This is a genomic window from Pseudomonas sp. D2002 (genome assembly GCF_013385735.1).
Classification (GTDB): domain Bacteria; phylum Pseudomonadota; class Gammaproteobacteria; order Pseudomonadales; family Pseudomonadaceae; genus Aquipseudomonas.
In genome coordinates this window covers 60178-72878 of sequence record NZ_JACAPL010000009.1, presented here as the reverse complement: position 1 = coordinate 72878, position 12701 = coordinate 60178, and the positions used below count along the sequence as shown (strand labels likewise).

Here is a 12701-nt window from a genome sequence, read left to right as displayed (position 1 = left end):
TCTCTCCAAAAATGCGATGAGGGGGTTGGCTGCACCTGCTTGGCCGTTGGCGGCTGAGTAAGGTGAGTACTACAAAATCCGGTACGGCTTAAATGCTCCAGCGAGCACTCAACAAACGTTCATTCAACACATGGGGGTCAAGCGGTTTCGGGCGACGAGCCATGGCGCCGTAGAGCGTTTCCAGAGCCTCGTGCAAACGCTGCTCGAGCACTGGCACCAGTTGCGCCTGGGCGCTGCCTTCGGCGTAAGCGATCTGGCTGTCTTCGGCAAAAATCCCGTGGAGCAATTCCTGGGCCTTGAGCGCCGACAACACCGGCTTCAAGGCGTAATCCACCGCCAGCATGTGGGCGATGCTGCCGCCGGTGGCCATCGGCAATACGATCTTGTGTGCCAGGGCGCGCTCGGGCAGCAGGTCCAGCACGGTTTTCAGTGCGCCGGAAAACGAGGCCTTGTACACCGGCGTGGCGATAACCAGGCCGTCGGCGTTGGCGACTTGTTGCAGCAGGTCGATGACTTTGGGGCTGTCGAAGCGCGCGTGCAGCAAGTCTTCGGCCGGGAAGTCCCGTATCTGATAACTCACCACTTCCACGCCTTTGTCTTGCAGCCACTGACGGGTTTTTTCCAGCAAGACCCCGGAGCGGGAACGCTGGCTGGGGCTGCCTCCAAGTGTTACGACCAGCATGCAGGTATTCCTTGAGCAAGTGTCGGCGGTTCGCTGTGTGGCGATGGCGCCAAGATGGGACAGACCATATCAGGTGATTTATATATCTATAAATCTTATTTTTTCATTTGTTTATTCTATAAATGCATATGAGGATTATTAATCTCAAGGCGAAAAAAAAGGCCGTCGAAACGGCCTGAAAACCCCTGCTATGTGAGACTGGAAATGCCGACAAATGTGGGAGCGGGCTTGCTCGCGAATGCTGACTTTCAGTTGATGCATCTTTGAATGACACACCGCTTTCGCGAGCAAGCCCGCTCCCACATTTAGTTCTGTGTTAACGGTTAGGTTGTGGGGTGAGGCGCAGGTACGGCTTCACAGCGCGATAGCCCTTCGGAAAGCGTTTCTTGATCTCTTCCTCGTCCTTGAGCGACGGCACGATCACCACTTCATCACCGTCCTGCCAGTTGGCGGGCGTGGCGACCTTGTGGTTGTCGGTCAGCTGCAGCGAGTCGATGACCCGCAGGATTTCATGGAAGTTGCGACCGGTGCTGGCCGGGTAGGTAATCGTCAGGCGAATCTTCTTGTTCGGATCGATCACAAACAAGGAGCGCACGGTGAGGGTGTCACTGGCGTTCGGGTGGATCAGGTCATAGAGGTCCGAGACTTTACGATCGGCATCGGCCAGGATCGGGAAGTTGACGATGGTGTTCTGGGTTTCGTTGATGTCTTCGATCCACTTGTGGTGCGAGTCCACCGGGTCTACGGACAGGGCAATGGCCTTGACGCCGCGCTTGACGAATTCGTCCTTGAGCTTGGCGGTGAAGCCCAGCTCAGTGGTGCACACCGGGGTGAAGTCAGCCGGATGGGAAAACAGCACGCCCCAGCTATCGCCCAGCCATTCGTGAAAACGAATCTTGCCGGCGCTGGAATCCTGTTCGAAGTCGGGGGCGATGTCGCCCAGTCTTAGGCTCATGGTGTGGCTCCTGATGAGTGCTTATGGAGCCCACTGTGCATGGGTTGCGGATTATTTAAAAAGAATAAATATCGATTTATTTAGACGATAAATGAATATTAAAAATCAATTCATTGGACGCGGGAAACGGCGAGGGTCAACATCCACTTCAAGGTTCGAGAAGGCCTTGAGACGCTGTACAAAGAGGGGATTCAGGAAGGGCTTGCGGGGGTTGAGCCCGACTTGAAAGTAAAACACCCTGCCCGGCGTTGCGCCGGGCAAGGTTTTACACAGTTACTTGAACGCGTACGAGTAGCTGACGATTACACGGTTTTCGTCTTGATCGCGCGCGGAAGCAACATCGTTGCGCCACATAGCGTTTTTCCAAGCGACGCCGAGGTTTTTGAACGGGCCTTCTGGAATGACGTAAGCAACGGTGATGTCACGTTCCCATTCGGACTGGCCGGTGAACTCGGCACGCGAAGCGTTGACGGTGTCGATGTCAGTACCTTTGAGGTACACAACACCAGCGGTCAAGCCAGGGACGCCAACTTGGGCGAAGTCGAATGCGTAGCGAGCTTGCCAGGTACGTTCACCAGCACGGGCAAACTTGGCGATCTGCATGTCGGTAGTCAGGTAAGCCGACGAACCGTCACCTTGGTTCAGCCAAGGGAAGTCGCTGCTACCGTTGCTGACTTGGTAACCACCACCGAAGGTGTGACCGGCAACGGTGTACAGGAACAGGCCGCTGTACAGGTTGTTATCGACCTTGCCACGACCTGAAGCGAAACCGTTGTAGTTGCCCGAGGAGTAGTAAGCCGACTCGCTGCCGTTTTTACCGTCATCAGTGCTGTGGAAGTAACGCAGGTCAGATTTCAGTACGCCCGGGCCGATTGCCCAGTTGTGAGTCAGACCCAGGAAGTGTTGCTTGTAGAAATCTTCCAGATTGCCGTAGTAGTACTGGGCCGTCAGGTCCTTGGTAATTTTGTAGTCACCACCGGCGTAGTAGAACTTGTTGCTGTCACGCCAGTTGACGCCACGGCTGTTGGCACCAGCGATCGACAGGTTGTCGACGTTGCTGGAGTTACGGCCTTTGGCCTTTTCGATCTGGCCGCCAACGAGCGTCAGGTCTTTAATATCGTTGGAGGTAATCTGGCCACCTTGGAAAGTCTGCGGCAGCAGACGACCGTCGTTGGTCACAATAACTGGCAGCTTAGGTTGCAGGGTACCCAGCTTCAGTTCGGTCTGAGAAATCTTGGCTTTAGCCGTCAGGCCCAGGCTCGAGTAGTTGTCAACGGCTTCGCCATTGGACTTGCTCGGGAACACGGTGCCGCCGTAAGACGAAGCGGTCGCGCCGTTGGTGCCTCCGCCGGAATCCAGGCGAACACCCAGCAGGCCAATAGCGTCAAGACCAAAGCCTACGGTGCCTTGGGTGAAACCGGAGATGAAGCGCAGATCGAAGCCTTGGCCCCATTCTTCGTTCTTGCTCTGAACACCCGCGCGCTTGTTGGCAGCAGTGCCAGCAGCCGAGTCACGGTTGTCGGTGTTGATGTAAAAGTTACGCAGACCCAGTGTTACTTTGCTGTCATCGATGAAACCGGCGGAGTTTGCCTGTTGGGCAATCGCAGCTACAGCCACGGCCAACGCCAATGTTGACTTCTTCATGTACCGCTCCTCTCATTTCTAATTTTTGTATTTCTTAGGTCCTGGGTCTGACGCCCCGGATCCACAGATGCGCGATTAGCGCCAGATAGTGACTACCAAGTCAATCGTAACTTTGTATGTCTACTACCTTCGTCTAACCGCAGTTGATTTGGTCCCTGCAGGGTAATGAGTTTTTCATACACCCAAAAAGAATTGTTTCATTCTTTTTCATACGATTCAGGAATAAGCCTTTGCATGAGGCGAGCCGATCAGCGTAGACCAACCGCTCCATAAGCTAATTCCTAAATGGTATTTACTCGCCTTTTTTTAGATCGATTAGTGTGGCCGTACTGTTGCATACGTCACCCACGATCAAAAAGGCGACGCCATCATGGCCAAAGGCACATCCTCCCGTCAATTTGTTACAGTTTTTGTGTCACTAATTCTTTCTTTTGGTGTCAAAGCGGCCGATTTAACCATCGGCTACCAAACCGGCATCGACCCCAGCAAGGTTCCGCAGGCCGATGGCCTCTACGAAAAGGCCATCGGCGAGAAGATCGCCTGGCGCCGATTCAACAGCGGACCCGAGGTTGTAACCGCGATTGCGTCCGGCGATGTGCAAATCGGCAACCTGGGCTCCAGCCCCCTCGCAGCGGCGGCTTCACGCAATCTACCCATTGTGGCCTTTATCGTATCGGCGCAGATCAATGCTTCTGAAGCCTTGGTGGTGCGTAACGGCAGCGGTATCGACAAACCGCAGGATCTGGTCGGCAAAACCATCGCCACACCGTTCGTCTCAACCTCTCATTACAGCCTGCTCGGCGCGCTGAAGCATTGGGGGCTGGACACCAGGAAAGTCAAAGTGGTGAACCTGCAACCCGCCGAAATTGCCGCCGCGTGGAAACGTGGCGATATCGACGGTGCGTTCGTGTGGTCACCGGCCCTGGGCGAAATCCGCAAGACCGGCAAAACCCTGACAGACGCGGCCCAGGTGGGTCAGTGGGGCGCGCCGACATTTGAAGTGTGGGTGGCGCGCAAGGATTTTGCGGAAAAACATCCTGACTTAGTGGCCAAGTTTGCCAAGGTCACGCTGGATTCTTTCGCCGACTATGCCGCGCATAAAGACAGCTGGACGGTGGAGTCGGAGCCGGTGCAGAAAATCGCCAAATTGACAGGTTCAAATGCCGCCGACATTCCAGAGCTTTTGGCCGGCACCACTTTCCCGGATGCCCAGGCACAACAAACCGATGCCCTGCTTAAAGGGGGCACGGCGAAGGCGATTGGGGAGACGGCGAAGTTTTTGAAGGAGCAAGGGAAGGTTGAAACGGTGCTGCCGGATTACTCGGCCTTTGTGACCGATAAATTCATCAAAGACTAAACGCGATCAAATGTGGGAGCGGGCTTGCTCGCGAAAGCGGAGTGCCAGTCACTGAATTTGTTGACTGATCCACCGCCTTCGCGAGCAAGCCCGCTCCCACATTTAGACCTGCTTCACTTCCGAAATCGGCTTACAGCGCCTTCTCAAAAATCTTCGAGTTACGCTGATAGTTGTACAGCGACGCCCGCGCCGATGGCAGGCGGTCTACGCTGCTCGGCTCAAACCCGCGCTCACGGAACCAGTGCGCTGTTCGGGTGGTGAGTACAAACAACGTCTTCAACCCCTTGGCCCGAGCACGGGTCTCGATGCGCTCCAGCAACACATCACCGCGTGCGCCATGACGATACTCCGGGTTGACCGCCAGGCACGCCAGCTCACCCGCATCCGAATCGGCGATCTGATACAACGCCGCACAGGCGATGATCATGCCTTCGCGCTCGACCACGCTGAACTGTTCGATCTCACGCTCCAACACCTCACGCGAACGCCGCACCAAAATGCCCTGCTCTTCCAGCGGGCTGATCAGGTCAAGCAAACCGCCGACGTCTTCAATCGCCGCTTCGCGCACCAGTTCGAATTGCTCCTGGGCCACCAGCGTGCCGCCACCATCTCGGGTGAACAGCTCAGTGAGCAAGGCGCCGTCTTCGGCGTAGCTGACGATATGGCTGCGCCCTACTCCGCCACGGCACGCTTCGGCGGCGGCATCGAGCAGTTCAGCTTGATAGTTGCTGCCCAGGCGTTGCAGGTGCGCCGGCACTTGTTGCGGGCGCAGCTCACGGACCAGGCGACCATGTTCGTCGATCAGGCCCAGGTCCGCGCCAAACAGCAGCAGCTTGTCGGCGCCCAAGTCGATGGCGGCGCGGGTGGCGACGTCTTCGCAGGCCAGGTTGAAAATCTCACCGGTGGGCGAATAACCCAGCGGCGACAGCAATACGATGGAGCGCTCGTCCAGCAGGCGGTTGATGCCCTTGCGGTCGACCCGGCGCACTTCGCCGGTGTGGTGGTAATCCACGCCTTCGAGCACACCAATCGGCCGCGCCGTGACCAGGTTGCCGCTTGCCACCCGCAGGCGCGAGCCCTGCATCGGCGAAGAGGCCATGTCCATCGACAGGCGCGCTTCGATAGCAATGCGCAGGTGCCCGACCGCGTCGATCACACACTCCAGCGTTGCCGCGTCGGTGATGCGCAAGCCTTCGTGATAAGCCGGGGTAAGGCCGCGCGCTTCAAGGCGCGCTTCGATTTGTGGGCGCGAACCGTGCACCAATACCAGCCGCACGCCCAGGCTGTGCAGCAGCACCAGGTCGTGGACGATATTGCCGAAGTTCGGGTGTTCCACACCATCGCCGGGCAACATGACTACAAAGGTGCAGTCGCGGTGGGCGTTGATGTAAGGCGAAGCGTGACGAAGCCAATTGACGTATTCGGGCATAAAACCTGGGCCTGTAATAAAAAGCAGCCAAAAAAGGATGAATCGCGAAAGCGCACAGCGGGCTGATGGTTATCGTCGGAACAGGCTTGGCGACACGCTCGCTCTCCTTATGTACGAATGGGCGGGGGTTAATTTATGCAGGTTTCAGGCAGTAATGTTCGATCAGTTCCCGCAATAGACGCACTGTAGGCGTCAAGCGTGACATTTCGAGGTACTCGCCCGGCTGGTGGGCGCAGGCGATATCACCAGGGCCAAGCACCAGGGTTTCACAACCAAGGCGCTGAAGATAAGGCGCTTCGGTGCCAAACGCCACTGCTTCGGCACGATGACCGGTCAATCGTTCCGCAACCCGCACCAGCTCGGCGTCTTCGGCCTGCTCGAACGGCGGTACTTCGGGGAACAGCGGCGCGTAGTCGATCTTGACCTTGTGGCGCTCAGCCAAGGGTTCGAGCTTTTGCCGGATGGCATCGCGCAGCACCTGCGGGTCCATGCCCGGCAAGGGTCGCAGGTCGAATTCCAGGGAGCATTGACCGCAGATACGGTTGGGGTTGTCGCCGCCGTGGATGCAGCCGAAGTTCATGGTCGGTTGCGGCACGCTGAATTGCGGGTTGCGGTACTCGCGCTGCCACGCCAGGCGCAGACCGCGCAGCTCACCGATCGCATCGTGCATGGCTTCGAGGGCGCTGTGGCCCAGGCTTGGGTCCGACGAATGGCCGCTTTGGCCCAGGATGTCGATGCGCTCCATCATCACGCCTTTGTGCAGGCGGATCGGCTTGAGGCCTGTCGGCTCGCCGATCACCGCCGCGCGGCCCAGCGGGCGCCCGGCCTCGGCCAGCGCGCGGGCGCCGGACATGGAGCTTTCTTCATCGCAGGTGGCGAGGATCAGCAACGGTTGTTTGAAGGGCTGGTCCAGCAAGGGCAGCACGGCTTCGATGGCCAGGGCGAAAAAGCCTTTCATGTCGCAACTGCCCAATCCTACCCAGCGACCGTCGACTTCCGTCAACTTAAGCGGATCGGTCTTCCACAGCGCGGCGTCATAGGGAACGGTATCGCTATGGCCGGCCAACACCAGGCCGCCAGGGCCGCTGCCGAAGCTGGCGAGCAAGTTGAACTTGCCGGGGCTGACTTGCTGGATGTCGATGGCAAAACCCAGGTCGCCCAGCCAACTGGCGAGCAGGTCGATCACCGGGCGGTTGGTCTGGTCCAGAGACGCTTGGGTGCAACTGACCGACGGCGCGGCAATCAATGCGGCGAACTGCTCTTTCATAGTAGGTAACGGCATGCGCGGCCTCTCAACGTCCCGGATAAGCCCCACTATAGAACCATCTGCACGACACAATAAACCGTTGCGGCGCGTTGCCGGGCTCAGTCCTGTACACTGCACGACCTTGGCAGCCACTCTTTTCCCCGGCTGCGCTCCCGATCCTGGATTTTCCGGCCATGCAGAAAGAAACCGAAATCAAGCTCCGCGTCAGCCGCGAAACACTCGCCGCGCTGCGTGAGCACCCGCTACTGAAAAAACGCAACAAAAGTGGCTGGGAACGCCGTGAGTTGATGAACCAGTATTTCGACACCCCCGAGCGCGACCTGGCCCAGGCCAAAGTCGCCCTGCGCTTGCGCAAGGACGGTGATGAAATCATCCAGACCCTCAAGACCCGTGGCCAAAGCGTCGCCGGCTTGTCGGAACGTAACGAATACAACTGGGACTTGCCCAAAGCCAAGCTCGACGTGAAGAAGCTCGACGGCGAGTGCTGGCCAGAGCAACTGGCCGAGCTGGACAAAAAGACCCTCAAGCCGATCTTCACCACCGACTTCGTGCGTGAACGCGCCGAAATCGCCTGGGGTCGTGGCAAGGCCAAAGTCGTGATCGAAGCCGCCCTGGACCTGGGCCATGTGGTGATCGGCAAGCAGAAAGAAGAAATCTGCGAGCTGGAACTGGAATTGCGCGAAGGTGAACCGGCTGCCCTGCTGGAACTGGCCGCCGAGCTGGCCGCCACCCTGGCGCTGATGCCGTGCGATATCAGCAAGGCCGAGCGTGGCTACCGTCTGTATGACGCCAGCAGCTACTCGCTGAGCCTGCCGGCGCCGCAGATCCACGCCGAAATGCCGCTGGATGACGCCTTCGCCGCGATCATGTGGCACCTGCTGGGCAGCAGCCAGCGTCTGGCCGAGCAATACCGTTTCAACGGCCACTGGCGCCTGTTGCAGGACTGGGTCGACAACCTCGGTGAACTGCGCGCATTGATCGGCAGCCTCGGCCAGGCCGCTCCGCGTCAATCCACCAGCGAACTGCGCAGCGCACTCGACGCGTTGCTGGAAGACTGGCGCCCACTGGTGCAGGCCGGTGACGACGACGAAGACATCCGCAAAGCCGCACCGGAACAATTTGTCGAAGAACTGGAAGACGTGCGCTGGGGCTTGTTCTCGCTGAACACCTCGCGCTGGCTGCTGGCCCGCACCTGGACCGCCGACCGCAACGTGCGTGGCAACCGGCAGGGCGCTGCGCAAATCACCAACTGGCTGCCACGCCTGCTGGCTGACGACGCCGTTGCCCTGCAGCTGTCGCGCTATCAGCAGCAGCCGGAAGACCTGGCCGAGCAACTGCCGCGCATCGAACGCATTCAGGCCTGGCTGCACCACGCGCGTCAGGTGGTGGACATCCCGGAGCTGGACCGTTTGTATGGCGAGCTGAACAAGCTGGCCGTATTGGCTAACCAGCCGATCACCGACGAGTCGCTGGATGCGCGTATGCATCAGGCGATTGCGGTGTATCAGAACCGCGCGTGGAAGACCCTGCTGCGCCTGTAATACCGGGCAACTCGGTCAAATGTGGGAGCGGGCTTGCTCGCGAAAGCGGTGGATCAGTCGACTTCTTAGTAACTGACACACCGCATTCGCGAGCAAGCCCGTTCCCACAGTCAACGCAACACTGGCAAGCTGGTGGTGGACTTGATCTCCGACAAGGCCACAATCGAATTCACCTCCTGAATCCCCGGCACCATCGACAACTTCTCGAAGAAAAACCGCTCATACGCCTCAATGTCCGAGGTCACGATGCGCAGCAGAAAGTCCACCGCCCCCATCAACACATAACACTCCAACACTTCCGGAAACCCGCGAATCGCTTCGGTGAACTCTGTGAAGTTGGATCGGCCGTGGGCGTTGAGTTTGACCTCGGCAAAAATCTGCGTGTTGAGGCCGATCTTCTTGCGGTCCAGCAGAGTGACCTGGCCGCGAATCACGCCTTCTTCCTTTAGCCGCTGGATACGCCGCCAGCACGGCGATTGCGACAGGCCGACCTGCTCGGCGATCTGCGCGCTGGAAAGCGAAGCATCCTCTTGCAGTAACGCCAGGATGCGGCGGTCGTAGGCGTCTAATTCGCTGTGCATAAAAATACCCGTGATGATGCTTAACTTGAATTGTTTTAGTCTATTTTCTGTTGATATGGCCCATCTTAGATAAGAAATCTCCCCAGGCGAATGTAAAAATTTCTCCAGTCGAATTTGGAGAGTCAGCATGCACGCCGTCGAAACCAACCACCCTGCAACCCGCGTCGATGCGTGGGCCGTCAACAGCGCCCAGTGTCAGGCGCATTATCAAATCATCGCCGAGGCAGAACCGGATGTGCTGTGCCGGGTACTTAACTATTTCGCGCTGCAGTTCCTGACGCCGCAACAGGTCAATGTGAACCGCGAAGATGACCTGTTGAACATAGAAATTGTGATGGACGGTTTGAGCTGGCACCGCGCCCAAGTGATTGGTGAAAAGATTCGAAACCTGATCAGCGTGTGTTCGCTGGAACTGTGGCCAGCTGATTCTTTGCGGCCTGCGGCGGTGGCGGCGGCCAGTCTGTAAAAGGCTGAAATACACCCTGGGCCGCGTTTTTTCAGGGGCTGACTAGCCTGGGATTACGCCCGACGCCAACCAGGAAATCCGCATGCCCGCCGCTTTGCACGATCACCCGCTGGAACTGCATAGATTGCTGCCTGACCTGGTTGAACAAGGGCTGGTGACAGCGGACATGGCGCAACGGTTGGCGACGGAGCCCTCTATTCAACATCCTTTGGAATGCATCGCGGCGCTGGGGCCTTGCCTCGAAACGCTGACACAATGGCTTGCCGGGCATGTCGGGCAGCCTTATCTGCGTATCGACCCGCTGAATATCGACGTGGCGACGGTGGTGCCATTGATGTCCCATGCGTTTGCGCAACGCCATGCCATTCTTGCGGTGGCTGTGGATGCGCAGACCGTCACCGTCGCCAGCGCCCAGCCGTATGTCTGTGGATGGGAGGCTGGGTTGGCGCAAGTGCTCAAGCGCTCGATCAAACGCGTGGTCGCCAACCCCAAGGACATCCAGCGTTGCATCGACGAGTTTTACCGGTTGGCCAAGTCGGTCAGCGGCGCGGATCAAAAGGTGGCGGTGGCGGGCAACGTCGACCTGCTCAACCTCGGCGCCGGTGACAAGGAACCGGACGCCAATGACGCGCATATCGTCAATATCGTCGACTGGCTGTTGCAGTACGCCTTTGGCCAACGGGCCAGCGATATCCATATAGAACCGTGTCGCGAACAGGGCCGGGTGCGTTTTCGCATCGACGGTTTGTTGCATGACGTCTATCAATTCCCGCCACAAGTCACCATGGCGGTGGTCAGCCGCCTGAAAAGCCTGGGCCGGATGAATGTGGCGGAAAAACGCAAACCCCAGGACGGCCGGGTCAAGACCAAAAGCCCGGCGGGCGTCGAAGTGGAACTGCGTCTTTCAACCTTGCCGACGGCGTTTGGCGAAAAACTGGTGATGCGGATTTTCGACCCACAGGTGCTGCTCAAGGATTTTGACCAGCTAGGCTTGTCGTCTGAAGACCAGCAGCGCTGGCATGCCATGACCCGTCAGGCCAACGGCATCATCCTGGTCACCGGGCCGACCGGCTCGGGCAAAACCAGTACGCTCTACACCACACTCAAGCGGCTGGCGACCCGCGAGGTCAACCTGTGCACGGTGGAGGACCCGATAGAAATGGTGGAGCCCGCCTTCAACCAGATGCAAGTGCAGCACAATATCGACCTGACCTTCGCCAGTGGCATCCGCGCCCTGCTGCGCCAAGACCCGGACATCATCATGATCGGTGAGATTCGTGACCAGGAAACCGCAGAAATGGCGATCCAGGCCGCACTTACCGGGCACTTGGTGCTGTCGACGCTGCACACCAACGATGCACCCAGCGCCATCAGCCGCTTGCAGGAGCTGGGCATTGCTCATTATTTGATCAAAGCTACGCTGATAGGGGTGATGGCGCAGCGCTTGGTGCGGCTTTTGTGCCCGCACTGCAAGCGTGCGGTGAATACTCCGGGCGATGCGCATGAGGCTGTCGGCTGCGCGCAATGCCGTGACAGCGGTTATCGAGGCCGGGCCGGGCTCTACGAAATCATGGTGGTGGACGAGAAGCTCAAGGCGCTGATCACCCCTGGCGCCGACGTGCAAGCTCTACGCCGTGCGTCGCTGGCGCAAGGCATGCAAAGCCTGCGCATGGCCGGCATCGACAAAGTCAACGCCGGGCTGACAACCCTGGCGGAAGTATTACGGGTAACGCCTGGGGATTCAGATACAAATGCTTTTATTGTTGGGCCGTGAAACCGTCCTTATCTGTGACCAGACCGTTACAATCGACCGAACGTTGTTTCACTGACACCATCAGATAGGGAATCGCAATGCAGATCGGAACCGTACTGCTTCTTTTCGTGGGTTTGGCCGTGGCCATCCTGTTCATGGGTTTTAAAGTGGTGCCCCAGGGCTACCAATGGACAGTCGAGCGTTTCGGCCGCTACACCAACACCCTCAAACCCGGCCTCAACATCATCATCCCGGTCATGGACCGCATCGGTCGCAAGATCAACGTGATGGAAAGCGTGCTGGATATCCCACCCCAGGAAGTGATCACCGCCGACAACGCCACCGTGCAGATCGACGCCGTGTGCTTCTTCCAGGTGGTCAACACCGCCCAGGCCGCCTACGAGGTCAACAACCTCGAGCATGCCATTCGTAACCTGCTGCAAACCAACATCCGTACCGTACTCGGCTCCATGGAGCTGGATGCGATGCTGAGCCAACGTGACGGTATCAACGAAAAACTGCTGCGCACCGTCGATGAAGCAACGGCGCCGTGGGGCATCAAGATCACCCGGATCGAGATCAAGGACATCAGCCCACCTGCCGACCTGATGGCCGCAATGTCCGGCCAGATGAAAGCCGAGCGGATCAAACGCGCACAAATCCTGGAAGCTGAAGGCCTGAGAGCCTCCGCAATCCTGACTGCCGAGGGCAAGAAGCAGGCGCAGATCCTCGAAGCAGAAGGTGGCCGTCAAGCCGCGTTCCTGGAGTCTGAAGCCCGTGAACGTCAGGCAGAGGCGGAAGCCCGTGCAACCCAGGTGGTCTCCGAAGCAATTGCCACCGGTAACGTGCAGGCCATCAACTACTTTGTTGCGCAAAAATACATCGACGCCTTGGGTAAACTGGCCTCGGCCAACAACAGCAAAGTCATCTTGATGCCGCTGGAAGCCAGCCAAGTGATTGGTGCCGTCGGCGGTATCGGCGAAATCGTCAAGGCAACCTTCGACAACAAGAAAGGCTGAGGCCATC

General features: G+C 58.3%; 11 protein-coding genes. 5 read left to right on the top strand and 6 right to left on the bottom strand.

From position 1 onward, the window contains the following. Nucleotides 1-88: 88 nt before the first annotated feature. The 3 genes from ssuE to HX783_RS18035 form a co-directional block, all read right to left on the bottom strand. Nucleotides 89-682: an NADPH-dependent FMN reductase gene (gene ssuE / locus HX783_RS18045; RefSeq protein WP_159960795.1), complete on the bottom strand. Its 594-nt coding sequence runs from the start codon at nt 680-682 to the stop codon at nt 89-91. A gap of 316 nt (nt 683-998) precedes the next feature. Beyond that, nucleotides 999-1637: a peroxiredoxin gene (locus HX783_RS18040; RefSeq protein ID WP_177017788.1), complete on the bottom strand. Its 639-nt coding sequence runs from the start codon at nt 1635-1637 to the stop codon at nt 999-1001. Between the two features lie 273 nt (nt 1638-1910). Further along, nucleotides 1911-3281, bottom strand: a complete 1371-nt coding sequence (locus tag HX783_RS18035) for an OprD family porin (RefSeq protein ID WP_177017787.1) — start codon at nt 3279-3281, stop codon at nt 1911-1913. Nucleotides 3282-3651: 370 nt separating this feature from the next. Here HX783_RS18035 and tauA point away from each other — a divergent pair, with 370 nt between their 5' ends. Continuing rightward, nucleotides 3652-4638, top strand: coding sequence for a taurine ABC transporter substrate-binding protein (tauA, locus tag HX783_RS18030; protein WP_177017786.1), 987 nt, complete (start codon nt 3652-3654; stop codon nt 4636-4638). A gap of 130 nt (nt 4639-4768) precedes the next feature. Here tauA and argA read toward each other — a convergent pair whose 3' ends face one another. Together argA and argE are read right to left on the bottom strand one after the other, a co-directional pair. Beyond that, complete coding sequence (gene argA, locus HX783_RS18025) at nt 4769-6067, bottom strand: amino-acid N-acetyltransferase (protein ID WP_159960799.1); 1299 nt, start codon at nt 6065-6067, stop codon at nt 4769-4771. A gap of 133 nt (nt 6068-6200) precedes the next feature. Beyond that, a complete protein-coding gene (gene argE, locus HX783_RS18020; protein WP_177017785.1) occupies nt 6201-7349 on the bottom strand; it encodes an acetylornithine deacetylase in 1149 nt (382 codons plus the stop codon). Between the two features lie 158 nt (nt 7350-7507). On the opposite strand from argE, the gene HX783_RS18015 reads away from it, so the two are divergent. Next, complete coding sequence (locus tag HX783_RS18015; protein WP_177017784.1) at nt 7508-8875, top strand: inorganic triphosphatase; 1368 nt, start codon at nt 7508-7510, stop codon at nt 8873-8875. A 110-nt stretch (nt 8876-8985) separates the two neighbouring features. Here the strand turns inward: HX783_RS18015 and HX783_RS18010 are convergent, their stop codons facing one another. Continuing rightward, on the bottom strand, nt 8986-9456 hold the full coding sequence (locus HX783_RS18010) for an Lrp/AsnC family transcriptional regulator (RefSeq protein ID WP_003195279.1): 471 nt from the start codon (nt 9454-9456) through the stop codon (nt 8986-8988). A gap of 127 nt (nt 9457-9583) precedes the next feature. Between HX783_RS18010 and HX783_RS18005 the strand changes: the two genes are divergently transcribed. The 3 genes from HX783_RS18005 (at nt 9584) to HX783_RS17995 (ending at nt 12694) form a co-directional block, all read left to right on the top strand. Then, nucleotides 9584-9922: a hypothetical protein gene (locus tag HX783_RS18005; RefSeq protein WP_159960803.1), complete on the top strand. Its 339-nt coding sequence runs from the start codon at nt 9584-9586 to the stop codon at nt 9920-9922. Nucleotides 9923-10004: 82 nt separating this feature from the next. Then, nucleotides 10005-11696: a GspE/PulE family protein gene (locus HX783_RS18000; protein WP_177017783.1), complete on the top strand. Its 1692-nt coding sequence runs from the start codon at nt 10005-10007 to the stop codon at nt 11694-11696. A gap of 77 nt (nt 11697-11773) precedes the next feature. Further along, nucleotides 11774-12694, top strand: coding sequence for an SPFH domain-containing protein (locus HX783_RS17995; protein WP_024077991.1), 921 nt, complete (start codon nt 11774-11776; stop codon nt 12692-12694). Nucleotides 12695-12701: the final 7 nt, after the last annotated feature.